This is a genomic window from Aeromicrobium sp. (genome assembly GCF_047606445.1).
In the GTDB taxonomy this organism is placed as follows: Bacteria; Actinomycetota; Actinomycetes; order Propionibacteriales; family Nocardioidaceae; genus Aeromicrobium.
Window position 1 is genome coordinate 1 of record NZ_JASGEK010000083.1, and the last position, 22,085, is coordinate 22,085.

A 22,085-nucleotide genomic window follows, 5' to 3' on the forward strand; every position below is an offset into this window, starting at 1 on the left:
CGCCGCGCGGGGAGTGCTTGCTCGTGGCGACGGTGCGGGTGGTGAGGGGGGAGTGGGTCATGGGGTGTCTCCTTGGGTGATGTGGCGGTCGAGTCGTGCGGCGAGGGCGCGCACGTCGGCGCGGGTCGCGCGCTGATCGGAGCGCTGCCCGCCGAGCTCGTCGCGGAGCCGGTCGCAGTCGTCGCGGATGTGGTCGACGTCGTCGGCCAGGTGTTCGATCTTGGCGAGCATCAGGTCGAGCCTCGTCGTGACTCCGTCGGCGAAACCGTTGCCGGTCGGCCGGGACAGGGCGGCGGCGGTCTCGGCCGCCTCGCGTCCGGCCCTCGCCTCACGCCGCACCGTCTGTATCAGGGCGACGAGCACCGTCCCGAGCGCGCCGATCGCCGCGACGATGACCGCCGACCGGCCGTCCGGGGGAAGGTGCGCCCACCAGGTCATGTGGGCAGCACCACCAAGGTGCGGGTGAGGATCTGACCCCAGGAGACGCCGGAGGCGACGTCGAGGAACTCGGCCTGATAGCAGGGGGTGACGGTGACCTCTCCGGGCTCGCCGACCAGCGAGCCGGCCGCGACGAGCGTGGTGAACTCGTCGGGCGCCTGGCTGTAGTCGGTCGCGGCGGTCTGCTCCGTCGGCGACCGCGTGGCCGCGCCGGTCGCGGAGAAGTCGACGCGGACGACCGCCGCTCCGTAGCGGACCGCCGCGACCACGAGGACGAGGAGCCGTCCGGTGTTGCTGGTGACGGTCAGCTCGGCGTCGGCGTCGCTCAGCCATGGGGTCGGGTTGGGGCTGGTCGGGACGGACAGCGTGCTCGTGGCCGTCTTCGAGCCGAGCCCGGTGCCGAGGCTGGACCGGGCCTGGAGCGCGGCGATCTGGCCGCGCAGGCCGGCGATCTCGGCGGCGAGCCAGTTGGTGCCGGACGCGGGGTTGGGGTATCCGCCAGCCATGTCAGAGCCTCCCCGCCCTCTCGGCCGTCGCGACGTCGACCGTGCTTCCGCCGCCCTTGAGCCCGAGGATCCGCAGAGGGATCTCGGCGGGCGCGCCGTCGGGGGCGAGGAGCGGATGGTCGGCGATCCGCAGGATCGCCATGTCGCCGGGCCGCGCGGACGGGGCGCGCCGCCACCACGCGTCCCGGTCGGCCTTGATCGTGGTGATCTGCGCGGGCGCGGACCGCGCGCCGAGCTGCCCGGCCGCGTAAGCGGACAGGTTGGCAGGAGTGATGGCGTCGGAGCCGGTGGCGACGGCCTCCAGGAGCGGATAGCCGGCGGCGGTCAGCGTGGTCGAGGCGGCGCGGGCCATGGGGCGGGCCTGCCCGTCGCCGCTGCCGGTCGCGTACACGTCCGAGGCCAGCACGGAGCCGTCCTCGCCGGTGGAGACCGCGAGGACCGGGGACCGGCCGACGGTCCGGTCGAGGATCCACGGCCGGCCGGTCTGGGTGATCATCATCTGCGTCGCGGCGACGCCGACCCGCATCCGCCACCGCAGATAGCGGGGGTCGTCGGTCCGCCGGTAGGGGACGAACTGGACCTCCGGCCCGCCCTCCACGTCCCGCAGGTTGTCGAGCATGTCGCCGACGACCTTCAACTCGAAGCCCTCGTAGGTGCGCTCGTGGGCGGTCCCCGCGCCGCCGACCTCGGCGTCGGTCGGCAGGTCCACTGGCAGCGCGCCGCCCGTCCACTCCTGCGCCTGCTGGATCAGACGTTTGGCGATCAGGCCGAGCTGCGCGCCCGTCCACCGCGACCGCACCGCCGTCGGCAGCTGCCCGGTCGCCAGCACGGGCAGCACGAGCCGGCGCCGCCAGTACGACTCCAGGCCCGCCGCCCCGACCCTCAGGACGCCCGTGTCGTCGTCGTACTGGCGGCTCCACACGGGTCCGCCGGCCAGCCACGTCTCACCGCCGCGGTCGTCGACGGCCGCGACCGCGCAGAAGCAGCGTGCGGGGGCGGTGTGCAGGCGCACGTCGGGCCAGGCGTCCGGGGCGCGCACGACGCCGTTCTGGCGCCGTGGTCCGACCGCGCGGGTCCGGATCGAGACGTCGAGGCTGTCCGCGTCGTCGTAGGCGACCGACCACGACCCGTCGACGTCGTCGACGAGGCGGCGGATCCTGCCCGTGGCGAGGTCGCCGAACGCCCACCGGTGATGGGTCATGCCGGGGTCCCGTGCGCGATCCAGTCGAAGCTGCTGGTCGCGGTGCCGGTGGCGTTCCGGTAGGCGGCGATCACCAGCTGCGTGGCCGACACCGACGAGACGGACACCGACAGTCCGTTCGGCAGCGCCGTCACAGGCGTGACCGACACGCGCGGCACGGCCGCGAACGCCGTCGGGAACGTCACCGTGCCGGTCGTGACCGTGGCCGACTGCGTCTGGAAGGACGCCTGTCCGGACTGGGTCAGCCCCGACGAGGCGACCACCACCCTGCTCGTGCCGTTCCAGGCGTCGAAGACGACGCCGCCCTTCGTCCGCGGCACGAGGCCGCCGTTGGCGGCGACCCACTCGTGGACCTGCGTGATCACCAGCGCGGACGTCGCCGTCGTCCCCGCCGGGACGAGCGCACGCGCCAACGCGACCGCGCCGGTCGGGGTCGCGGGCACGACGGGCGACGCCGCCACGGTCCCCTGCGTCACGCCGAACACCACGTCGTTCGCGGTGCCGGAGCCGCCGTCGGCGGTCGTCTGGTTGTGCCGCGCCCACACGAGGTCGTAGCGGGAGTTCGAGCTCGGCGCGGCCGTCGTCGCCACCGACACGGCCGCGTCGTTGGCGTACACGACCGGCCCGGCCGACGCCGACCACTGCGACACCAGCGCGCACGCCCGGACCGAATACGACATCGAGGCGGCGCCGGAGACCACGGGCGTCATCGTGTCGAGCACGACGCCCGACTGGGCGGCGCCGGCCGTGCTCCGGCCGATCAGGCCCGCCAGAGCCTGCCGTGCCCCGCGCGGGATCGTGTTCGTCGCCTGGGCGTCGTCAGCGACGAACAGGCCCCTCAGTCCAGCCATCAGCACTCCTCCGTCATCATCATCACCAGTAGGCGGCGGTCGCCTCGACCGTCAGCACGGCGGACGACCCGCCCGTGAGCGGCGCGAACCGGAACGTCGTCTCGCCGCCGGGCGGGACCGACGGCCAGCCCGTCACGATCAGGTCGCCCGTCCGGTCGGCCGTCTCGTCGATCGCCGCCGACCCGTCGGCCGTGTCGATCACCAGCACGCTCCCGGCGGGCAGGTCGCCGAGGTACCGGACCGAGAAGCCGGCGGTCGTGTCGACGATCTCGAAACCGCCCGCCGGGGCCGGACCCGTCACCTTGAACACGGGCCACGCCGTCGCGGTCCCCGGATTCACCACCGTCGCGAGACCGACCTCGCCGGGCGCCGGCGGCGTCCCCCACGACAGCATCCCCGTCCCGACGAACAGCGGCCACTCCAGGCCCTGCCCGACAGCGGAGCCCTCCGACGCGAAACCCGTCGAGCCGGTCGAGGTCGTCCCGTATTTGAAAGGCGAGGCGGCGTACAGGGGCAGCCGGTAGCTGGCCACCGGACCGCCACGCCAGACGACCTCCGGCGCGTCGGTGCACTGCACGGTCATCGTGCGGGCTCCGAGGGTGCGGTCGGTGACGGTCAAGGCGATATGCCCGGTCGGGGCGAGCGCGTCCAGCGTCTCGACCTCGTGCGCGACGAGGTCACGCCCGACCGCTGTCAGCTGCCCGACGATCGCGAGCACGCGCGCGCCGGCGCGACCTTCGATCGCGAACGCGCCGGGGCCGTAGGTCCGTTCGACGACGGGCACATGGATCGGCGCCCGGCTGTGCCATCCCTCGACGTCGATGCAACGGCGTTCCAGGCTGTCGGTGGCATGGTTGAGCGGCTGTCCGTCGAGGGTGACGAGCCACTGCTTCGCCGTGCCGAACACCATCTCAGCCCGTCCCCCTCTTGGCGAGCGCGTGAGCCGCCGCGTTCGCCGCGTAGTCGCCGATCTCGGCGGGGTCGATGCCCGGCGGCACGTTGACGGTCTGGTGCAGCACGATCTGGTCGCCCATCGCCGCGCCGTCGCCGCCTCGGACCGGGCCGGCGGTGTAGGCCGACGGCAGCGGCTCGTACACCTCGGGGATGGCCATCAGGTCGGCCATGGCCGCCTCGACCGCGCTGGAGCCGTCCTCGATGCCGACGGCGATGCCCGCGGGTATCCAACGGCCGACCTGGTCGCGGAGCACCTTCGACGGCGAGGAGATCCCGAGGACGTCCTTCAACCAGCCGGGGATCGCCTTGCCGACTCCGGAGAGCTTGTCCTTGACCCAGTCGAAGCCGGCTTCGATGCCGTCACGCAGGCCTCGCATGACGTCCTTGCCGACGTCGACCAGCCACCGGCCGGCGCCCGACAGGGCGCTCAGCACTCGACCGCCGAGACCGCCGATGGTCGACACGACCGACCCGATCGCGCCGCCGATCACGCCTGGCAGCGACAGGGCCTTGCTGATGAGCCAGCCGAACGCGCTGATCCACATGTCGATGTAGCCCTTGACCAGTCCGACGTAGACGCCGATGGCGGCCACTACCAGGTTGAAGGCGTTCTGGATTCCTGCCCAGAGCCAGAGCGCGGCGTCGACCACCATGTTGAACGCCGCGACCCAGATCCCGATGTAGACCTGGACCATGTCGACGTAGAAGCCGATGGCCTCGCCGATGAACCCGAACGCCGCCTGGATGCCGCTCCACAGCCGCTGCGCGGCCGATCCGACGGCGTCGAACACGCCGGTCACGATGTCGCGGAACGTCTCCGACTTCATCCACAGCACGGCGAACAGCGCTGCGAGCGCGACCAGGCCGATCACGATCAGACCGACAGGGTTCGCCGCCAGAGCCGCGTTGAGGAGCCACTGCGCCGCCGTCCACGCGGCCGTCGCCACACGGAGCGTGCCGATGACCACGGCGTAGGCGGACCAGGCGAGGACGTTCGCGGCAGCGGACGCGGCCGAGGCGATGCCAGCGCCTGCCGCCGCGACGAGGTTCACCGCCAGCACGAGCGCGGCGGGCGCGACGACGACCGCGAGGGTCGCCCCCAACGCCTTCATGAGCCCCTCGTGCTCGCCGAGCCACTTGAACGCGCGTCCGACGCCGGCGAGCGCGGGGACGAGGTGCTCGGCCGCGGCCTGCGTGATCGTCGAGAACACGGGCAGCGCCCAGTTCATGAGACTCATGAACGCCGTCTCGCCCTGACGCTTCAACTCGGTCAACGCGGTCGACGCGTTGCTGTTCAGCTGCTCGCCGAACCGCTCCGACGCGCCCCCGACCTCCCCCAGAACCCCGGTCGTGTCCGACAGGGACGACAGGAAGGTCGGCACATAGTCGGTCCCGAGGTCTTCCAGCGGCGTGCCGAACAGTTCCATCGAGGCGCGTGCTTGCGCGGCGGGGTCGTCGATGCCCATGAGCGCGTCGACGATCTGCATCGTCGCGGCACGGCCACGCTCGCCGCCGGCCGCGACGTCGTTGGCCGTCTTGTCGTAGTCCAAGCCGAGCGACTCGATGACTGGCCGAGTTTTGGCCATGTCGCCGACGACGAGTTTGGTGAACTCGCCGATCGCGTCGCCGGTCTTGTCGATGCCGTACATGCCCTTCTCGGACGCGGCGGCCAGCATGGACATGGCCTGTTCGCCGGACAGGCCGATCTGCGCGAAGTAGCCGCCGTACTCGTCGACGGCGTCCATCAGGTCGCCGGCGAGTGTCGGTCCGACCTTCTGCGCGCCAGCGGTGATCAGGTCGAACGCCTCCGTCGCGTTCTTCGCGAGGCCGCTGGAGACCATCTGCCCGGCGATCTGCGCCGACCGGCCGACGTCGATCTCGAACGCCTCAGCCAGGTTGAGGGCGTATCCGGCGACCTCTTCCAGATCACCGGCGGATGCCTCCCGCATGCCGTCGATCGAGCCCATGACCGCGCCGATCGCGTCGTTGACCTGGCCCATCGAGTCGCCGTAGGCCTGCGAGTAGAGACTGCCGGCGACCTTGCCCGCGCGGGCGGCCTCAGCCTCGGTCATCCCGAACTGCGCGGCCAGCTTGTCGTTCGCGGCCTCCGCGCTGACGTTCTGCGCCAACGATGCCGCGAGCGCCAGACCGACGCCGGCGCCGATCGCGATGGCCTTCTTCGCGCCGTCCGACCCGAACCGGTCCAGACCGGCCTCGGCGGCGTCGAGGCCCGCCTGGAAGGGCTTGTCGTCGAGGCCGAGCGTGCCGTACAGCTCACCGAGATCGAGCGCCACGACGACACCACCTCTCTAGCGGTTCAGGGGTTCTTCCGCCACGACGCGGGCGGGGTCCAACGGGCGCGGCCCACACGGGTCGACGGGACGGCGACGCCGTCAGGAGCGAACACAGGAGGCGCGGTCAACAGCGCATGGACGCGGGCGCGGAACCACCACCACGGACGGGCGAGCACGACCTCGTCGCAGACATAGACGCCCTGGTCGGCGAGGTCGGCCTCGATCTGAGGCCAGCAGGTCGCCAGGAGACCGGCGAAGGTGTCCTCGTAGCGGATCGGGGCGTCCTCGTACCGGCGCAGACCTGTCGGGCCTACCTCTTCTTCTTGCCCTTCTTGCGACGGGCCGCCCGATTGCCTTTTGGGCGCTTGCCGCCTGTGTTCCAGAACTCGACAGCCTCGGCCTTGGACGCCATCACCCAGACCGACACGGTCTGCGCGGCGAACTTCAACGCCTCCCAACCGACGTCGTCGGCGAGCATCTCCTCGTACGCCGCCCCGAGGACCCGCTGGTAGTAGTTCCGCTCCTGGGTGTCGTCGAGGCGGAGGCAGGCGAGGTCGTCGTCGGTGATCTCCTCGCCCGCCTCGGTCCGTGCGGCGATCTGCTGCATGTCGTGCAGCCACAGGCCGGTCTCGGTGTCGACCGGCGCGATCCGGTACTCCTTGCCCCGGATCGGCAGCACCAGGTCCGGGTCGACGACCTCGCTGTAGTCCCTGGTCGCCACGTCAGGCCGCCGGGTGAACGATGGCGGTGCGCTTGCCCTGGCCGGACAGCTTGAACGCGACCGTGTCGAGGGCGTCCATGCCGCCGCCCTCCGGCGTCCAGGAGCAACCGACCCGGCCACGGTAGGCCTCGACCTGCGGGCCGCCGGGCGTGTGCTCGTAGAACCGGATGTCGAGGGTGTTGAGCGGTCCCATCTCGATGGACGCGAGCCGGATCAGCTCCTGGCCGGGGTCGTAGGCCTCGGGGTCGGCGGTGGTGACGCCGCGGCGGAGTTTGCCCTCCAGGCCCCAGGTCTGCGCGGTGACGGTCTCGGACTTCCAGCCCTCGCCGTCGAAATCGGACGAGTCCTGGGTGGTGGCCTCCTGGAGCGCCTTGAGCTCCATGATCCCGAACACGCTGACCCAGGTGGGCGTCTCGTAGGTGCCGGTGTTGATGTCGACGTACCACTTGCGGTTGAGGGTGTCGGCCCCGAGCGGGGCCTTCGTGGTGACGGGCATGATCTGCTCCTACTTCTCGTCGTCGGTCGCGTCGGCGTCGGTGGCCGGACGGGGTTTGTAGCCGCGCGCGGCCATGAACGCCGCGTGGTCCTTCGCGGCGCGCTTCACGTCGCCGTAGGCGTCGACGTAGTCGACGAGCGTGCTGCTGGTCATGGGTTGGTCTCCTCAGGTGGTGGGGTGTGGACGTCGGCGTAGAAGTTCTGGATGCTCCGGCACGACCCGTCGGCCTCGCGCCCGCCGGACACCGCGGACTGCCGGTACAGCTGCACCACGTGCAGGCCGGTCGTCAGACGCAGATGCGTGCGGTCGTGCAGGGTCCGGAAGACCCGGCCCGCCGTCGCCCGCGCGACCGTGGGGTCCGGACCGGGCTCACGGCAGACGACCTGCACGCCGACTTGGGAGGCGTGGTCGATGAGGCTGTCGGCGAGGGGGTAGGCCGACAGGCTGATCGCGCTGATCGGGGTTTGTGGGAGGCCGTCGAGGGTGATGGCCCGCTCGCTGCCGGTGTAGGCGCTGGTCTCGCGCCAGACGCCGACGCCGGCGGTGTGCAGGAGGACGGCGAGGCCTTTCAGGAGGGCGACGTCGTAGTCGTCGGCCATCAGGTGCCCAGCTCGCGGCGGATGTTGTCGATGATGTTCGCGCGGACCTTGTCCCGCTCGTCGTGCATCGCGCTCTCCAAGTACTTCGCCTGCCCCTTTTTCGGGTGGGCGTAGTCGAGGTTCTCGTGCTGAGCGACCGCGTAGGGGGTGTCGTAGGAGACCGCCGCTTTGAGGTTCGGGGGATCCTCGCTGACCTTGCCGCTGCCCTCCATGTGTCCCTGATCGTGAGGGTTACGCTCGACGGACTTGCCCAGCACGATTCCGGCGCCCTCGAACAGGCCCCGAACTGCTCCACGTCGTGCCGCGTCACCCGCCACACTGAGGCCGAAGTTCAGGCTCCCTGTCCACTTGCTCATGTGAGGGTCACCTCCACGTGCTGCCAGCCGCCGGCACCGCCGTCGGTTCGGACGTTCGCCGCGATCACCAGAGCGACCCGACTCCCGAGATCCACGCGCGTCCCGGGAGTGAACAGCGGCGCGCGGACGGTGCGTGCGTAGACGGTCGCCTCGCTGACGACCTCGTCGCCGTTCTCGTCACGGACCAGACGGCGCGTGTGGTCGACCCGCACCCGATCGACGACCTGCGGGGCCTCGTGCCGGTCGCCGAGGCCGGACGCGCCCGCGTACGTCTCAACGGTCACGGTGTGCGGCAGCAGCCACGCCGGGATCTCAGCCATACGTGTACGGCTCCACCGGCAGCAGGCCCGCGACCCGCAGGATCGACACGGCCCCGCCGCCGATCAGGCGCCCCGAACCCGTGGCGGCGCCGGCGCCGGGCTGGGAGGCCCCGTCGATCGTGTACGACGCGGACCCCAGCGACGCGGACTTCACGGCCTGGGCGGCGCCGGCGCCGTCGTCGTCGCCGATGGCGTCGAGCCACTGGGCCTGCGCGCAGGCCGCCTCCCGCAGGGCCTTGACGATCGACGTGCGAGTGGGCAGCCCCTCATGGTCGGTGTCGTACACCGCGCCGATCAGCAGCTCGTCGACGTCGCGGGAGGCCGCGTCGAGCAGCGCGACCGAGACCGACGTCGTGGCGCCGGTGAAGGCGATGTAGTCGGCCTCGGTCGCGTAGCCCATGTCAGGCCCCCTGCCGCTCCACGACGGCCGGCGAGGCTGCGGCGGCGTTGAGCGCGGCGGTGATCTCCTCGAAGAGGTCGGCGCGCTTGGCCTTCGGGTCGACCTCGATGCCGTGCTCGGCCGCGTACTCGACGAGCCGCGCCTTGGTCGCCTTCGACAGGTCCGGCCCGGCGTCCTCGTTCCGGCCGCGGTGCCGACCGGTCAGCATGCCCATGGCTCAGGCCGCGATCGTCAGGTCGAGGACGCCCTTGTCGTTGACGCGCTTGGTGGCGTAGTGCAGGTTGGTCGTGACGACCGTGGTCCGCGCGAGGATGTCGCGGTCCTGCTCGACGATGGGGCGGCGCTTGTAGAACAGGCCCAGGCTGTTCTGCTTCAGCACCAGCGCCTTGCCGGTGGGGAGCCGGTTCGTGACGAACACGCCCAGTCCGGCGATCTCGCCGATGAAGCCGCGCCGCAGCATGCTGCCCTCGCCGCCCGCGTCGGTCTCGGAGGCGCGGATGAACGCGTCGTCCTTCATGATCTGGCTGCGCTGCTCGGCGCGGATGTACAGGCCGGAGAACTCCGACGGCTCGAAGTCGTCGCCGAACTTCTCCAGTCCGTCGACGATGCCGTCCCAGGTGACCGCGCCGCCGGTGATCGTGTGGGTCAGCGGCGCCGAGTTCGTCGCGGTCGACCCGTCGGCGTACGTGACGCCGTCGGCGACGACCTGGCTGGCCGCCGTGATGAGGTCGGCGTCGACCTTGCGGGCCGCGAGCACGCCGAACTGGCGGACGGCCTCCTGCTGGGGGTTGCCCAGGCCGACGAGGGAGGCCTTGTCGGAGATCTCGACGGCCTTGCCGGCCTCCTTGATGGTCGCCTTGGACGACTTCTGGGTCAGCTTCTCCGGTACGAGCACGTCGGTCTCGGCGATGTCGCCCATCTCCGACAGTTCCATCCACTTGGGGAACTCGATCGTCTCGCCGGGCTGGCCGGCGAGCTGGTCGTCGGTCAGGACCGCGCTGCCGGTGGCGACGATGGCCTTGCCGGTGAACTCGGCGGCGGCCATGTCGGACCAGACTTCGGGCGCCCAGAGGTCGGGGCGCAGGGTGGTTGCCATGATGGCGTCTCCTTCGTGTGTGTCTACCGGCCCGACAGGGTGCGGTAGAGGTCGGGGTTGGTCTGGAACAGTCGGTTGCGCTGCTCGCCGTTCATGGCGTTGAACTGCTCCTGGGTGATGGCGTTCTCGCCGGTCCCTCCGGCGAGGTCGCTGCCGCTCTTGCCCGCCTCCGGGGTGGCCTTGAGCTTGGGGTTGGTCTCGGCCGCCGCCTGGGCGGCCTTCTTCACGTCCTCGGCGAAGCTGTTGCTGGCCGGGTCGAGATCTTTGATCGCTGCGACGAAGCCGCGCGAGTCGGTCACTGCGGCCGCGTCGACACCGAGGGCCTTGGCGTTGCGCCACACGACGAGCTCGGCCTGCGTCTCACGATGCGCGGCGACAGCGGTCTCGGTGGCGGTCTTCTGCTCGGTGAGCTCGGCGGTGAGCTCCGCGACGGTCGGGGCCTTGTCGCCCTTGACGATGCCGAGAGCCTTGCCGATCTCCTGGGCGAGCTCGGACTTGGCGTCCTCTGCGGCCTTGGCCTTCGCGCCGGTGCGGGCGGCGGTGTTCTCACGGCGCAGCCGCTCGATCTCGCTCTTCGCCGCCTCCGGATCGGCCCAGGGATGGTCGTTCCCGCCTGCGGCGGGCGAGGCCTTGCCGCCATCGCCGGCAGGGTCGCCGCCGTCCTGACTGTCGTCGTTTCCGCCGTCGGCGGGCGGCGGGTCGTCGGAGGCGCCCATGATCGGCCAGATCAGGCGGCCGTCACGGCGACGCCCGAGCGGGCGGATCGGCTCGCCGGTGAGCGGATGGGTGCGGGTGGGCGTGACGGACACGAGAGCCTCCTGGGCGCTTCGAGAGGGGATGGAGGGCGTGCCGCCTGGGCACGCCAAGAACCCCGCCACACGGAGCGTGTGCGGGGTGGGGCTACGAGTGAGTCAGGCTGAGAGGGTCAGGCCACTTGCTTCAACGCGGAGGCATAGCCGCCGCGGCGAAGGCTTCGGACGAGCGCAGGACTCGGGGCATGGGAAGTGAGCCAGTCACGCAAGGCTTTGACCTGAACGTCGAACTCGGCGTCTTGGACCTTCAGGTTCGCTAGCAAGACACCCGCCATGTGAGGTGAAGTCGCCGGGGCGTCCACCTGACCGAAGACCGAGTCATCCCAGAGGCGATGACCAATTCCGCTCATGGTTCGCTCACCTCCACAGAGATCACGGGTACGCCGACATCTTCAGGGTACTCCACTTTCTCGATTTTGAGCAGCACGCCCGGGCGAAGCAGCATCTCAAACTGCTCCCGCAAGGCGGGGTCTCCTGCGCCAGCTATCCAGGCCGCGTTCGTGCCGCTCCGCACTCTCAAACGGAGTAGCGCCGGACCGCCTTTCAACGGTGGGTCCGTGAACTCCTTGATCGCGACGTCACGCGACAGCGAGGCGGCTATGAAACGATCCGCGGGCAAGGTCCGACCGATCAGGCTCGCGAGGTCAGAACTATCAACGCCGAACGTCGAAATGCTCGAACGAATACCTCGCCAGAGGGTCAGATCACGCCCAACGCGACCCTTCAGCACTGACGACAGGAGTTCTTCGGCCAGTCGTTCGCCGTTCTCGCTTGCGCTACCTACTCCGCTCACCGCAGCCTGAATGCGTTGGTATCGGCGGTCGGTTCCCTGCCAGGCGGTGATCGCCGCGATCTCCGAACCCCGAAGCGCTTTCTTCCAGCCTCGGAAGTCCTCGTCGACCTTCTTGGCTGCCTCCACTGGACCAGTATGTACGGGGCTCTTGCGTGTGCGGGGTCGAATTACAGGTGAGTCAGCGGGACGTCAGGCGACGGCGGCGCGGACCTCGGGGCGCAGCAGGCCGGTGTGGTCGTCGAACTCGTCCTCGTGGCGGAACTCTGCGCCGAACAGCTCGCGGACCTTCGCGCCGAAGTCAAGCGGTCGCTGGTCGTGGTCAACGACGACTTGGAAGGCGTACTCGGGGAAGACGGGGTGATCCGGGTCAGCGTCGATCTCAAAGTCGTAGCCGAGCGAGGTCAGCACAGAGTCCAGCCGGTCGAGGTCGACATCGGCTGGTGTCGCGTAGTACTGCTCCTCACGAATGGTCATCACGCACCCATCTTACGGTTCGAGAGGGGATGGAGGGCGTGCCGCCTGGGCACGCCAAGAACCCCGCCACACGGAGCGTGTGCGGGGTGGGGCTACGAGTGAGTCAGGCTGAGAGGGTCAGGCCACTTGCGGAGGCGTAACCATCGCGCTGGAGGCTGCTGAGTAGCGGCTCGCTGGGCGTGTGCGCCGTGAGCCAGTCACGGATCGCCGCGATTTGCTCGTTGCGTGGCGCGTCGATGACGCCCAGATGGTAGAGGAGGACGACTGCCACGTCCGGGATGAACGGCTCGCTGGCGTCGGTCAGGTGAAGGTCGTCCCACATGCGGTCGTTGAACGCGCTCATGAGTTGCTCACCTCCACGTGCAGCACGGGTATGCCGTCATCGTCAGGGTACTCCACTTTCCCGAAACGCATCTTGATGCCAGGTGCGAGCAGGAACTCGTACTGGTCACGCAGGGACGGGTCGCCCACTCCTGCGATCCACGCGGCGTGGGTTCCAGCCCGGACGCTGATCCGCATGATCACCGGCCCGCCGCCGAGCGGCGGGACCGTGAACTGTTCAACGGCCGCCTGTCGGGACAGGGAAGCTGCGAAGAATCTGCTCTCGATCCGTTGGGTCCCGTTGAGGCGTTCCAACTCGTCCGACGGTATCCCGAATGTCGCGGTGCTCGACCTGACGCCCCGCCACAAGATCATCGTCTCCGGGATATGGCCTCGGTAGATGCCGCTGAGCAGGTCTCGCGCTACCGCGAGGTCGTCGGCCGTGGTCGAGGCGCCGCCGCGGATGGCCTCCTGGATGCGCTGGTATCGGCGGTCGGTTCCCTGCCAGGCGGTGATCGCCGCGATCTCCGAGACACGGAGTGACTTCTTCCAGCCTCGGAAGTCCTCGTCGACCTTCTTGGCTGCCTCCACTGGACCAGTATGTACGGGGCTCTTGGCCGAGATCGCCTCGTCAGGGTCGCCGGTGCGGATCTGCTCGCGCTGCGGCTGACGTTTCGCCGAGGTCGTGGCGACGTGCGCGCGGATCGCGGCCTGGTACTTCCGCAGGCGCGCCCGGGCGGCCGTCTTCGCGGCCTCGTCCAACGCGACGGCCTCCAGCCGCTTCGACGCCCGCACCTGCCGCTCCAGATACCGCAGGCGCTTCCGGTCAGCCGAGCCCTGCGGGTCGGGCTTCGGTGTGCGCTCCGGCGTCACCCCCGGCAGGAACAACACCAGACGATGACCGCAGTTCGGGTGGAACAGGCCCTCTGCGCGCGCCTCCGCGAGACTCCTCGCCGCCTTCACCCCGTCAGGCGGGCTGCCCGACAGGGACAGCACTTTCCCTTCCCACGGCCTGCACAGCTCGCACTCCTGGGAGTGGTCCGACACGGTCACGAGGTCGTAGCCGCGCGCACGCAGATCGTCGACGTGGCCTTGGATCGCCGCCGACATCACACCGGTGCGGATGGCCATCTCGGCGTAGGTGTCCATCTGCCACCGGCGCCCGGCGCTGTCGACGAACCCGGACACGCCACGCCGCGCGAACTCGTCCAGCGCCGCCTGGGTGGCCTGCTGGACGGTCTGGTTCCCGAGCAGCGCCTGGGGGCTGGTGCGGGCGACGACCTGCCGGAACACGTCATCGGTCGCCCGCAGGATCCCTGTGTTGACGACCGAGATCTTCCGGACCGTCTCGGCGGCGAGCCGTTCCACCGACGGCGTGTTCGGCGGGCGGGTGGCCGGACCGGGCGCGGCTTTCGCTGCGGCGTCGGCGCCAGCGGTGTAGGCGGCCGTGATGGCGGCCTGCACCTCGGCCGCGGACGCCGCGGTGAGCCGGCGCAGCTGGTTCGGGAGGTCCGCGCGGAGCGCCTGCATCTTCGCCAACCGGCCGCGCGCGAAGTCGGCGCCAGCGGTCCGGTCGCCTGAGACCGCGCGGGCGAGCTGCTCCAGCAGGTGCGTCTCGGCGTCGGTGTACAGGCGCATCACCGCCAGCGCGAGGTGCTCGACCTCGCCCGGCGACCACGACACGACGGCCTACTCCTGGCCGGGCAGCACGCCCAGAGCGGGCACGTCGATCGACGACTCCGCGAGGATCGCGGCGGCCTCCTCGGCGACCTGGTCGGGCGTCCAGTCCGGATGCACCAGCCGCACCAGCGTCTCGGTCGACGCGGCCTGCGCGCCCTTCAACGCCTGAGCGGTCGTCGCCAACTCCAGCGGGGTCGGCTCGCCGGCGGGACCGAAGTCGAGCGTCAGCGCGTCCATCGGGCCAGGCCCGCCGAAATGGTGGGCGTCGACCTCGCACAGGGTGGCGAGCAGGCGCCGGAGCTGGGGCGTCCAGTAGCGGGTCTTCTTCTCCCGCGTGGTGGTCGTCTTGCGTTCCCGCGCGGTGATCTCCGTGGCCGTGGCGACCGCGCCGTCGGTGTCGACGCCGAACGTCTGCGGGCTGTACCCGGCTCCGGGGACGATGCGGCGCAGCAGCCCGGTGATGGTGGCCTCGTGGTCGGCCGCGCGGATCGCGAACTGCTGGGCGGTGATCGGGGAGCCGTCGCCGCCGTCACTCATGCCGTTGATGCCGACGAACACCTCGCGGTCGAGGTCGAGGTCCGCGCCCTGCCCGCGGCCGCGGGTGGTGAGCGCGTCGGCGTCGGCGATGATGCGGGCCTTGCCGAGGCGGACGTCGCGCATCCAGGAGGTGTAGACCTCGTCGAGCGCGTCGAGCGCGGGCTCGATGCCGTCGAGGTCGGAACGGCCCATGTGCGTGCCGAGCGGATGATTACGCCATTTGCTGCGGCGCTGCGGGCGCACGTTCGGGATGTAGACGGCCGTCAGGCCGGTCGCGCCGGTGGCGATGGCCTGGTCGGCGTCGACCGACAGGCCAGCGGTGGAGGGATGCTCGGCCAGCGGCACGGTCCGGCCGAGACGGTCGGGGGTGCCCTCGTAGAGGCCGTGGAGGATGCGGCCGGGCTCGTGCCGCTCCAGGTGGCGTGTCACGGTCTGGCCTTGGCGGTCGACGACCTGCCAGAACGTGACCGCGCGCAACTGCCCGAACGCGAACTCCGGGAGCGCCGAGTCCGGCTGCACCACAGTGATCAGCGGATGGTCGGCGATGCTGTTGTCCCACACGATCCGCAGGTAGACGCCCGTCAACGCGGCCGCGGTCTCGGCGGCCTCCGGGAGTAGGGACTCCCAGCCGGCCCCTTCGAGGATCCGGTCGAGACGCTTGCGTTTCTCCTGCTCGTCGGTGTCGGTGGTGATCTGCGGCGGTTCGGAGAACAGCAGGTCCGCGCTGCCGGTGGCGAGGTCGGCGGCGAGTGGCACATGCAGCTTCGTGCGCTGCTGCCCGGCCGGTGTCGGCTGGCCCCAGAACCAGCGGGCGAAACGCCCGACGACGCCGTCGGCGTGCTGCGACGGGCGTGTCACCGGCTCCCTGCCGCCGGTCGCGGTCCGGTAGGCGGCGGCGAGCTCGTCGGGCTGTCCGGAGTACCAGGCCGCCCATGTGCTGATGTCGGTCAGCAGCGGCGCCAAGACGGGGGGCGGCCAGGCGGTGTCGCGGGTGGGCAGTCCCATCTCAGGCGGCCTCCTCGTCATCGGTGTCGGCGGTGTCGGCGGCCAAGGTCAGCGCCACGTCGTGACGCCAGAGCCGCCGGGTCGAGAGCGTCGCGTAGCGGAGCGCGTCGCAGAAGTGGTCGTTGCTCTTGACGGGCGCGTCTTTGCCCTTCTCGGAGGCTTTCGGGTCCCACGAGTAGCCCGGGATCTCCTCGATGAGGTTCACGCAGCGGCCCGAGATCCGGAGCCGCTCAGCGGCCAGCAGGGACGCGATGGTCCGTAGCCCTGGGATCACGTCGTTCGATCCGTTGCGGGTGTTGGTGTGTCCGTCGCGGCGGAGCTGGAGCTTGAACGACGCGGCGGCGGGGTCGACGAAGAACCATTCGGGGTCGCGCCAGTCGGTCACGGGGCGGGACGACAGCCAGCGGGACAGGGCGTCGGAGAGTTCGACGTCGGTGCCGGGGCGGGGCGCCCACTCATCGATGGCGTAGAGGACTCCGCCGGAGACGCCGAGGAGGATTCCGGCGGTCTTGTTGACGGTGCCGTAGTCGATCCCGACGGCGAGGACGCGGTCCATGTCGGGGATGGCGTCCGGTGTGACGACGTGACGGTCGGGGTCCCACATGTCGTAGATCGCGCCGTCGGCTTGCACCCAGTGGCCGAGGATGAACCGCCGGTACCACAGGCCGGTGAACTCGCGTTTGATGGCGGCGACGTATCCGGCGGTCAGGGTGGGGTTGTCGTCGAGGGTGAACGCGAACGACCGCCAGCCGTCGAGCGCGGCGATCCGGTCGAGGAACTTCCGCTTCAGCCAATGACCTGGGCTGTCGGGATTGGTGGTGCCGAACAGTTGCGCCCCTGGCACGGACATGCGGCCGAGGAGTTGGGTGAAGAACTCCTCGGACACGACGGTGACCTCGTCGACGTACGCGCCGGCGACGGTCATGCCGCGCAGGATCTTCTCGGCTTTGGCGTCGTGGGCGCCGAGCACGTGGACGCGGCGGCCGAGGATGGTGACGTACGGTGCGCCGTGGTTCCCGACGACGGTGTCGGCGAGCGGCCCGAACAGGCCGGGGTCTTGCATCGGGGAGATGACGTTGCGCCAGACGCTGTCGCGGGTGCGGCCGATCATCACGAGCTCGCCGCCACGCGGGGCGCGGGCGATGAACATGAGCCAGCGGATGATCGAGGCGATGGTCTTGCCGGAGCGGATCGCGCCGTCGAAGATGTTGACTCGGCCGGACGACCCGCGGATCGAGTCGACTTGCGCGGGCGACAGCGGCAGGTCAGGCGGTGTCGTCATCGGGGTGGCTGGTGTCAGGGCCGGTGACGCCGAGCGCGGTGGCGAGGCCGACGATCAGGCTCTTGGCGGCCTCGTCGCCCTGGCTTCGGTCGGCGTCGGCGAGGCGTAGCTCGGCGGTGATCGCATACGAGGCGGACTGCATCAGGTTGCGGATGTCGCCGGTCGGCGGCCGGTCGAGGGTGTGTTCCTCGTAGGTGTTGTCGCGGCCGCCGAAGTTGAACACGAGGTGCGGCTGGTCGATCTGGTCGAGGAGTAGTTCGGCCTTCGCGAGCAACTTGGCTCGGAGGCTGGCGCGGCGTTCGGCGAGGTCGGCCTGGCGGGCCTTCGTCGCGGCTGCGGTGGTGGTGCGGTCGAAGGAGCGTCCGGCCGTCTGGACGACGCCGGTGATCGTGGCGGCGCCGCGTCCGGTCTCGCGGGCGATGTCGTTGCGGGACATGCCTTGGGCGTGGAGGTCGAGGATGCGGGCGCGTTCGGTGTCGGTGAGGGGTCCGGGGCGAGGCATCGGCGTTCACCTCGCAGCACGGGGCGGGGCGCCTGGCCTCCTGCCTGTTGAGACTCCCGCCGCAGCGCGATGCTGAGACGCACGAAACCCCGAGCCGCCAGGGCGTCGGGGTTTGTTTTTGGGGTCGCGAAAACTCCGTGGCCAGTCTGTACCCGCCGCGAGGTCGATGTCAAGCAGCCGCCGGTCAACTCGCGCGGCGGCGGTGTTTCGGGGCCGAGGGCGACCGGGCGGTGATCGGCCGGATGGTCTGCTCCAGCACTTTCACGCAGCGCGCGGACCCGCAATCGGGGCAGAGCATCATGCGGGGCGCGTCGTCGAGCTCGTCGGTCGGCGCGCACGCTGTGGCGATCGGACGGACGACGCGCGCCTGCTCGGTCTCGAAACGGACGTGCTCGGCGAGCAGGCCGATGGTGTCGGCGTCCCATGTCTCGCGGCAGTGGGTGCAGGTGGCGACCTCGGAGGTCATGCGGATCATGACGGTGCGGCGTTCGCCGCAGACCGGGCAGGTCGCGTCGGGTTTCCACGCTGGGGACTCCCAGCCGGTGAGGACGCGGGCGCGGATCCACCAGCGGCGGATGTCGCGGGCGAGTTCGTGGTGTTCGCAGCAGTCCGGGCGCGGCTGTGGACAGGGGTCGAGCCGTGGGAGGAGGGAGCCGACCCGGCGGACCGCGGCGATGGTGTCGAGGCGTGCGGGTTGGCCGAGGTGGTCGAGCCAGGCGTGGGCGAGGTGGTCGATGAGCGCGACGGCGTCGAGCGCGTCGAGGTGCGCGGCGGGTTTCGACGAGGGGGTAGCGGCGCCGACTTCGCCGCCTTGGCTGGCTGGCTTCTCGCTGCCCGCGAGTTGGGTGATGAGCGGTTCGTGGTTGGTGACGTAGACCTCGGTGTAGCGGGTGGAGGAGCCGTTCGTGGCGATGATGTCGCGTTCGAACGGGGTCCGCTGCTGGTGGTGTTCGGTGAGCTCGTGGATCTGGTCGACGGTGGAGGGCAGCGGCATGGTCAGTCCTTCGTGCGGTCGATGGGTGGGAGTCCGAGGAGGGTGGGTGTGCCGAGGGACGCGAGGCGTTGGTCGGGCGTGTGTCCGAGGGCTGCGGCTGTCCGCGCGCAGGCCCGGCAGAGGGGGGAGCGGGCGGTGTGTCCGCAGTCGAGGCAGGTCATGAGGCGGCCGTCGGGGTCGCGGCGGGTGCGGGCGGGGTGTCGGTGGTCATGAGGCGAGGTCTCCGAACAGGTCGAGTTGGCCGTCAGCGGGGGCACGTGTGGTCGGTGTAGGCGGTGAGGCAGGCTGCGATCTCGTGGATGCAGCCGACGCCGCGGCAGGCGCAGCCGACCGTGTCGAGGTGCTGACCGCAGCCGGGGCAGTCGACGGCGATTGGAGCGGGGCCAGTGGCCATTGGTCCTCCAGGTGGAAAGCGAGGGTGGCGAGTCGGGCGTGGGTGTCGGCGACGGGGACGCTTGCGCCGAGCCGGACGATCGCGTTCCGGATCGGCGCGGGCAGGGTGGCGGGGTTGGTGAACGGTCGGACGTCGCAGCGGTCGTGGTTGCTGGAGGCGTCGAGGAGCCAGCCCTTGGAGGAGTCGATGCGGCCGGTGGTGAGTTCTCGGCAGGTCAGGCAGATCGCGAAGTCAGTCATGAGTTGCCACGCCCTGCGCGAATGACAACTCGGGTTGACAACATGGCCGACGGCAACTAAGGTTGTCAACGTGATCGAGGAGAGCGCACGCAAGCGCGGATACAGCGATGAAGAGCTGCTGCACGCCGTAGCGAACGCGATCCGCGTCTGGCCGCACGACGGCTACGACATGGTCGTCGGTCCGCGCTTCGACGGCTCCTTGCTCGAAGTCGGCGTCAACTCCGACGGCGACATATTCCACGCCATGCCGGCCCGAAAGAAGTTCCTCTGAGGAGGGGTGAATCTCATGAGCACCAGCCAGAAGACCCACGACGCCGACCTGCTCGACCGCATCGAGGCCGACGCCGACGAACCGACCGGACCCGCCATCGACGCCGCACCGCTTCGCGCCATCGCCGACGCCGTCCGCGCACGAGCAGCCTCCGAGGCGTCTATCCGCTCGGGCGTCGAGAAGGCCCGTGAGGCTGGCCTGTCGTGGGCTGTGATCGGCGCGGCCTTGGGGGTCAGTCGCCAGGCTGCGCTGAAGCGATACGGCCGCCGTGATGTCGCAGGTGAGGCGCTGCACAGTCAGTCCTTCGCGTAGTCGAGGGCGGTCGCGGTCAGGTGCGGCAGCGCGGCGGTGATGACCGCACGCGCTGTCTCCGTCTCCTGCTCGCGAGCGAGGTCGCCACCGAGCCCGAGCGGGTTCCACTCGCGGCGGACGGCGACCGCCGCAGCGTCGACAGCCGCTTCGGTGACCTCGACGCCAACGCCCGTCGCAGGCTCGCCGACAGGCTGCAACGGATCGTGGGTCGAGGTTGCAGCGTCGGGGTCGTGGAGGACCGTCAGCGGGCCGTATCCGTCCTGCAAGTCGCTGCTCGTGAGCGACTCACCGCCGCCCGACGTGGTGATCCACCAGTCCCCAGCGGCCTCGAAGAGCCACGGCCACAGGTCCTGGTCGAGCAGCACGACGCCATCGCGCTCGTACTCGCGCACCTCCTCGACCGTGTGGAGGACGATCCGGCCCTTGGGGTCACGGGCGAGTCGAGCGGGCGCATCGGGTGCGCGCGTGTGGACGGTCGGCCGACCGGTCGGCGTGGGGGCGTCGGTGGTGTTCATCGGTTGCTCCTTGTCGAGGGGTGGGGGGGGGTATGTGGTTGGCGCCGTTGACGGTGTCCCCCTACGGGGAGGGACACAGTCAGTCGAACGGTTGGGTACCAGTGGGGAACCAGTCGGGGTACCAGTGGTTTGCCTGGAATTGCAGTGATTTTGATACCCCCCTGGGGTATTGGTCGGGAACCAGTCGCGGGTACCAGTGGGTCGGGAACCAGTGCGGGTACCAGTGGGGAACCAGTCGCGGGCCTGTGGATAAGTCGGTCAGGCTTGGGCATCGTCGGCCTCCCGGTAGGCGGCGTTGATGTGGTGGAGAGTGCTGCGGCGGGGGCCCGGGAACGTGGTCATGAAGCCCTCTTTGGTGAGGGCTCGGATGGCGGCTTGGAGGTAGGAGCGTTTGCCCGCGATGGCGGCGGCGATGTCGTTGAAGGTGGCTTGGTCGTGGTCTTCGACGAAGCGGGAGACCTTCTCCATGTAGGCGGTGGGCCGGAACACGCCGTCGTCGGTGATGGGTGTGTCGGTGTCGATGGAGGCGGTGATGTGGCCGGGCTGTGTGGAGTCGAGGGTGAAGGTGCCGACGTATTTGCCTTGGCAGTGCTCGCGGAGGCGTCCTGGGCGGTCTTTCTCGATGCGGAGGGTGATCTTCCCGGTCTGACCGGGCGCGGGTGGGAGGCGGGCGTCGGCGTAGATGTAGGAGCCGTCGATGGCTCGCTTCTTGGCGGTGCCGCCGATGGCGTAGCCGGTGGTTCGCGCTTCGGCTGCTTTGGGGAGGTGGTCGATGGTGACGACGCAGGCGCCGGTGTTGGCGAGGGGGTTGGCGATGGTGCGGAGGGCGCCGGTGAGTTCGTCGTTGTCGGTGGATTTGACGCCGAGCATGGGCATCATCTCGCCGATGGAGTCGAGGACGACGTAGTCGGGTTGCCAGGCGGTGAGGTGGGTGATGGCGGCTCTGAGGGTGTCGCCGTCGTCGGGTTCGAGGTATTGGAACTGTTCGGGGTCGGCGAGGCTGGTCAGGGGCGCGCCGAGGTCGAGGAGGCGGCTGGTGGTCAGGGGTGCGCCGTTGTGGTCGACGTCGACGATGGCGGCTTTCTGGCCGTTGGTGAGGGCTTGGACGACGCCGAGTTGGGCGAGCCAGCTCTTGGCTGATTCGGGGTCGCCGAAGACGCCGTTGACGCGTCCTGCGTAGAAGAGGGCTCCGCCGGCGGCGCGGTGGATCCATGTGGGCGGGTCGACGACGGGGGGTTGGCCGTTGAGGAGCCAGGTGAGGTCGCGTAGACCGGTTTCGGCGGGTGCCGTGTGGTGGCTGATGGCGAGGTCGTCGAGGTCTTGCATGACCTCGGCGAGGTGGAAGGCCGCTTGCTCGGGAGTGGCGGTGCGGACTCGCTGCTGGGCGCGGGTGAGGGTGGTCGAGACGGTGCGGAGGACAGCTGCGTTGTGGATCTCTCGGGCGTAGACGCCGGCTTGCGACGGCGTGGGGCAGGCGGTGACGAGGTCGGGGAGCAGGCTGATGTGTCGGGCGGTGTCGTCGGTGCGTGCGAGTTGCGCGGTGACGAGCGGCTGGTCGGGGAGGAGCCCGTCGCGGGTGACGACCTCGGTGACCGCAGGGCCTCGTCAAAGTCGTGGCGAGTGTGTGATCTGAGCAGGTTTGGTGCTGCGACACGCCTACGAATGTGGGGCGCAGGCGTGTGTCCGGTCGGGAGGATGGGAGTTCTCACACCACCGATCTTC

Annotated in this window: 29 protein-coding genes; 2 read left to right on the forward strand and 27 right to left on the reverse strand. The window is 70.2% G+C overall.

The window, feature by feature from the left end; all coding sequences use genetic code 11:
• Positions 1 to 57: 57 nt before the first annotated feature.
• The 25 genes from QM621_RS15030 to QM621_RS15150 form a co-directional block, all read right to left on the reverse strand.
• Positions 58 to 438 carry a hypothetical protein gene (locus QM621_RS15030; RefSeq protein ID WP_414991201.1) on the reverse strand — a complete coding sequence of 127 codons (381 nt, stop codon included), beginning with the start codon at positions 436 to 438 and terminating at the stop codon, positions 58 to 60.
• Positions 435 to 944, reverse strand: a complete 510-nt coding sequence (locus QM621_RS15035; RefSeq protein WP_414991202.1) for a hypothetical protein — start codon at positions 942 to 944, stop codon at positions 435 to 437. The genes QM621_RS15030 and QM621_RS15035 overlap by 4 nt, the downstream gene beginning before the upstream one ends.
• A gap of 1 nt (position 945) precedes the next feature.
• Positions 946 to 2,145, reverse strand: a complete 1,200-nt coding sequence (locus QM621_RS15040; protein WP_414991203.1) for a hypothetical protein — start codon at positions 2,143 to 2,145, stop codon at positions 946 to 948.
• Positions 2,142 to 2,996, reverse strand: a complete 855-nt coding sequence (locus QM621_RS15045; RefSeq protein ID WP_414991204.1) for a hypothetical protein — start codon at positions 2,994 to 2,996, stop codon at positions 2,142 to 2,144. The genes QM621_RS15040 and QM621_RS15045 overlap by 4 nt, the downstream gene beginning before the upstream one ends.
• Positions 2,997 to 3,018: 22 nt before the next feature.
• The gene (locus QM621_RS15050) at positions 3,019 to 3,906 is read right to left on the reverse strand and encodes a phage distal tail protein (RefSeq protein WP_414991205.1); all 888 of its coding nucleotides are present in this window, start codon (positions 3,904 to 3,906) and stop codon (positions 3,019 to 3,021) included.
• Between the two features lies 1 nt (position 3,907).
• Positions 3,908 to 6,244 carry a phage tail tape measure protein gene (locus tag QM621_RS15055; protein WP_414991206.1) on the reverse strand — a complete coding sequence of 779 codons (2,337 nt, stop codon included), beginning with the start codon at positions 6,242 to 6,244 and terminating at the stop codon, positions 3,908 to 3,910.
• A gap of 310 nt (positions 6,245 to 6,554) precedes the next feature.
• Positions 6,555 to 6,965: a hypothetical protein gene (locus QM621_RS15060; RefSeq protein ID WP_414991207.1), complete on the reverse strand. Its 411-nt coding sequence runs from the start codon at positions 6,963 to 6,965 to the stop codon at positions 6,555 to 6,557.
• A gap of 1 nt (position 6,966) precedes the next feature.
• Positions 6,967 to 7,461: a phage tail tube protein gene (locus QM621_RS15065; RefSeq protein ID WP_414991208.1), complete on the reverse strand. Its 495-nt coding sequence runs from the start codon at positions 7,459 to 7,461 to the stop codon at positions 6,967 to 6,969.
• A gap of 9 nt (positions 7,462 to 7,470) precedes the next feature.
• The gene (locus QM621_RS15070) at positions 7,471 to 7,614 is read right to left on the reverse strand and encodes a hypothetical protein (RefSeq protein ID WP_414991209.1); all 144 of its coding nucleotides are present in this window, start codon (positions 7,612 to 7,614) and stop codon (positions 7,471 to 7,473) included.
• Complete coding sequence (locus tag QM621_RS15075; RefSeq protein WP_414991210.1) at positions 7,611 to 8,060, reverse strand: hypothetical protein; 450 nt, start codon at positions 8,058 to 8,060, stop codon at positions 7,611 to 7,613. Before QM621_RS15075 ends, QM621_RS15070 begins: the two co-directional genes overlap by 4 nt.
• Entirely contained in the window at positions 8,060 to 8,416 is a 357-nt protein-coding gene (locus QM621_RS15080; protein WP_414991211.1) for a hypothetical protein, read from the reverse strand. Before QM621_RS15080 ends, QM621_RS15075 begins: the two co-directional genes overlap by 1 nt.
• Positions 8,413 to 8,736 (reverse strand): hypothetical protein, encoded by a 324-nt coding sequence (locus tag QM621_RS15085; RefSeq protein ID WP_414991212.1) that lies wholly within the window; start codon positions 8,734 to 8,736, stop codon positions 8,413 to 8,415. Before QM621_RS15085 ends, QM621_RS15080 begins: the two co-directional genes overlap by 4 nt.
• Positions 8,729 to 9,136: a hypothetical protein gene (locus QM621_RS15090; protein ID WP_414991213.1), complete on the reverse strand. Its 408-nt coding sequence runs from the start codon at positions 9,134 to 9,136 to the stop codon at positions 8,729 to 8,731. Before QM621_RS15090 ends, QM621_RS15085 begins: the two co-directional genes overlap by 8 nt.
• 1 nt (position 9,137) lies before the next feature.
• Positions 9,138 to 9,350: a hypothetical protein gene (locus QM621_RS15095; protein WP_414991214.1), complete on the reverse strand. Its 213-nt coding sequence runs from the start codon at positions 9,348 to 9,350 to the stop codon at positions 9,138 to 9,140.
• 3 nt (positions 9,351 to 9,353) lie between these two features.
• Complete coding sequence (locus QM621_RS15100) at positions 9,354 to 10,232, reverse strand: N4-gp56 family major capsid protein (protein ID WP_414991215.1); 879 nt, start codon at positions 10,230 to 10,232, stop codon at positions 9,354 to 9,356.
• Between the two features lie 23 nt (positions 10,233 to 10,255).
• Complete coding sequence (locus QM621_RS15105) at positions 10,256 to 11,041, reverse strand: hypothetical protein (RefSeq protein WP_414991216.1); 786 nt, start codon at positions 11,039 to 11,041, stop codon at positions 10,256 to 10,258.
• Positions 11,042 to 11,390: 349 nt separating this feature from the next.
• On the reverse strand, positions 11,391 to 11,963 hold the full coding sequence (locus tag QM621_RS15110) for a hypothetical protein (RefSeq protein WP_414991217.1): 573 nt from the start codon (positions 11,961 to 11,963) through the stop codon (positions 11,391 to 11,393).
• A gap of 63 nt (positions 11,964 to 12,026) precedes the next feature.
• Entirely contained in the window at positions 12,027 to 12,311 is a 285-nt protein-coding gene (locus QM621_RS15115) for a hypothetical protein (RefSeq protein WP_414991218.1), read from the reverse strand.
• Positions 12,312 to 12,414: 103 nt separating this feature from the next.
• A complete protein-coding gene (locus QM621_RS15120; RefSeq protein ID WP_414991219.1) occupies positions 12,415 to 12,654 on the reverse strand; it encodes a hypothetical protein in 240 nt (79 codons plus the stop codon).
• Positions 12,651 to 14,315, reverse strand: coding sequence for a phage minor capsid protein (locus QM621_RS15125; protein WP_414991220.1), 1,665 nt, complete (start codon positions 14,313 to 14,315; stop codon positions 12,651 to 12,653). The genes QM621_RS15120 and QM621_RS15125 overlap by 4 nt, the downstream gene beginning before the upstream one ends.
• A gap of 6 nt (positions 14,316 to 14,321) precedes the next feature.
• Entirely contained in the window at positions 14,322 to 15,854 is a 1,533-nt protein-coding gene (locus QM621_RS15130) for a phage portal protein (protein ID WP_414991221.1), read from the reverse strand.
• A gap of 1 nt (position 15,855) precedes the next feature.
• Positions 15,856 to 17,136, reverse strand: coding sequence for a PBSX family phage terminase large subunit (locus QM621_RS15135; protein WP_414991222.1), 1,281 nt, complete (start codon positions 17,134 to 17,136; stop codon positions 15,856 to 15,858).
• Positions 17,120 to 17,638: a helix-turn-helix domain-containing protein gene (locus tag QM621_RS15140; RefSeq protein ID WP_414991223.1), complete on the reverse strand. Its 519-nt coding sequence runs from the start codon at positions 17,636 to 17,638 to the stop codon at positions 17,120 to 17,122. The genes QM621_RS15135 and QM621_RS15140 overlap by 17 nt, the downstream gene beginning before the upstream one ends.
• Before the next feature lie 184 nt (positions 17,639 to 17,822).
• Positions 17,823 to 18,632 (reverse strand): hypothetical protein, encoded by an 810-nt coding sequence (locus QM621_RS15145; protein ID WP_414991224.1) that lies wholly within the window; start codon positions 18,630 to 18,632, stop codon positions 17,823 to 17,825.
• Between the two features lie 207 nt (positions 18,633 to 18,839).
• Entirely contained in the window at positions 18,840 to 19,265 is a 426-nt protein-coding gene (locus QM621_RS15150; RefSeq protein WP_414991225.1) for a hypothetical protein, read from the reverse strand.
• Between the two features lie 70 nt (positions 19,266 to 19,335).
• On the opposite strand from QM621_RS15150, the gene QM621_RS15155 reads away from it, so the two are divergent.
• Complete coding sequence (locus QM621_RS15155) at positions 19,336 to 19,536, forward strand: hypothetical protein (RefSeq protein ID WP_414991226.1); 201 nt, start codon at positions 19,336 to 19,338, stop codon at positions 19,534 to 19,536.
• Between the two features lie 15 nt (positions 19,537 to 19,551).
• On the forward strand, positions 19,552 to 19,848 hold the full coding sequence (locus QM621_RS15160; RefSeq protein ID WP_414991227.1) for a hypothetical protein: 297 nt from the start codon (positions 19,552 to 19,554) through the stop codon (positions 19,846 to 19,848).
• Here the strand turns inward: QM621_RS15160 and QM621_RS15165 are convergent.
• Positions 19,833 to 20,363 (reverse strand): hypothetical protein, encoded by a 531-nt coding sequence (locus tag QM621_RS15165; RefSeq protein ID WP_414991228.1) that lies wholly within the window; start codon positions 20,361 to 20,363, stop codon positions 19,833 to 19,835. The genes QM621_RS15160 and QM621_RS15165 overlap by 16 nt on opposite strands.
• A 258-nt stretch (positions 20,364 to 20,621) precedes the next feature.
• Complete coding sequence (locus tag QM621_RS15170) at positions 20,622 to 21,689, reverse strand: hypothetical protein (protein ID WP_414991229.1); 1,068 nt, start codon at positions 21,687 to 21,689, stop codon at positions 20,622 to 20,624.
• Between the last annotated feature and the right edge of the window lie 396 nt (positions 21,690 to 22,085).

What these genes read in the sequence shown, in the direction of transcription:
- QM621_RS15030 (WP_414991201.1), bottom strand. Translation starts at nt 438, where the DNA reads ATGACCTGGTGGGCGCACCTTCCCCCGGACGGCCGGTCGGCGGTCATC.
- QM621_RS15035 (WP_414991202.1), bottom strand. Translation starts at nt 944, where the DNA reads ATGGCTGGCGGATACCCCAACCCCGCGTCCGGCACCAACTGGCTCGCC.
- QM621_RS15040 (WP_414991203.1), bottom strand. Translation starts at nt 2,145, where the DNA reads ATGACCCATCACCGGTGGGCGTTCGGCGACCTCGCCACGGGCAGGATC.
- QM621_RS15045 (WP_414991204.1), bottom strand. Translation starts at nt 2,996, where the DNA reads ATGGCTGGACTGAGGGGCCTGTTCGTCGCTGACGACGCCCAGGCGACG.
- QM621_RS15050 (WP_414991205.1), bottom strand. Translation starts at nt 3,906, where the DNA reads ATGGTGTTCGGCACGGCGAAGCAGTGGCTCGTCACCCTCGACGGACAG.
- QM621_RS15065 (WP_414991208.1), bottom strand. Translation starts at nt 7,461, where the DNA reads ATGCCCGTCACCACGAAGGCCCCGCTCGGGGCCGACACCCTCAACCGC.
- QM621_RS15070 (WP_414991209.1), bottom strand. Translation starts at nt 7,614, where the DNA reads ATGACCAGCAGCACGCTCGTCGACTACGTCGACGCCTACGGCGACGTG.
- QM621_RS15075 (WP_414991210.1), bottom strand. Translation starts at nt 8,060, where the DNA reads ATGGCCGACGACTACGACGTCGCCCTCCTGAAAGGCCTCGCCGTCCTC.
- QM621_RS15080 (WP_414991211.1), bottom strand. Translation starts at nt 8,416, where the DNA reads ATGAGCAAGTGGACAGGGAGCCTGAACTTCGGCCTCAGTGTGGCGGGT.
- QM621_RS15085 (WP_414991212.1), bottom strand. Translation starts at nt 8,736, where the DNA reads ATGGCTGAGATCCCGGCGTGGCTGCTGCCGCACACCGTGACCGTTGAG.
- QM621_RS15090 (WP_414991213.1), bottom strand. Translation starts at nt 9,136, where the DNA reads ATGGGCTACGCGACCGAGGCCGACTACATCGCCTTCACCGGCGCCACG.
- QM621_RS15095 (WP_414991214.1), bottom strand. Translation starts at nt 9,350, where the DNA reads ATGGGCATGCTGACCGGTCGGCACCGCGGCCGGAACGAGGACGCCGGG.
- QM621_RS15100 (WP_414991215.1), bottom strand. Translation starts at nt 10,232, where the DNA reads ATGGCAACCACCCTGCGCCCCGACCTCTGGGCGCCCGAAGTCTGGTCC.
- QM621_RS15115 (WP_414991218.1), bottom strand. Translation starts at nt 12,311, where the DNA reads ATGACCATTCGTGAGGAGCAGTACTACGCGACACCAGCCGATGTCGAC.
- QM621_RS15120 (WP_414991219.1), bottom strand. Translation starts at nt 12,654, where the DNA reads ATGAGCGCGTTCAACGACCGCATGTGGGACGACCTTCACCTGACCGAC.
- QM621_RS15130 (WP_414991221.1), bottom strand. Translation starts at nt 15,854, where the DNA reads ATGGGACTGCCCACCCGCGACACCGCCTGGCCGCCCCCCGTCTTGGCG.
- QM621_RS15135 (WP_414991222.1), bottom strand. Translation starts at nt 17,136, where the DNA reads ATGACGACACCGCCTGACCTGCCGCTGTCGCCCGCGCAAGTCGACTCG.
- QM621_RS15140 (WP_414991223.1), bottom strand. Translation starts at nt 17,638, where the DNA reads ATGCCTCGCCCCGGACCCCTCACCGACACCGAACGCGCCCGCATCCTC.
- QM621_RS15145 (WP_414991224.1), bottom strand. Translation starts at nt 18,632, where the DNA reads ATGCCGCTGCCCTCCACCGTCGACCAGATCCACGAGCTCACCGAACAC.
- QM621_RS15150 (WP_414991225.1), bottom strand. Translation starts at nt 19,265, where the DNA reads ATGACTGACTTCGCGATCTGCCTGACCTGCCGAGAACTCACCACCGGC.
- QM621_RS15160 (WP_414991227.1), top strand. Translation starts at nt 19,552, where the DNA reads ATGAGCACCAGCCAGAAGACCCACGACGCCGACCTGCTCGACCGCATC.
- QM621_RS15165 (WP_414991228.1), bottom strand. Translation starts at nt 20,363, where the DNA reads ATGAACACCACCGACGCCCCCACGCCGACCGGTCGGCCGACCGTCCAC.
- QM621_RS15170 (WP_414991229.1), bottom strand. Translation starts at nt 21,689, where the DNA reads ATGCAAGACCTCGACGACCTCGCCATCAGCCACCACACGGCACCCGCC.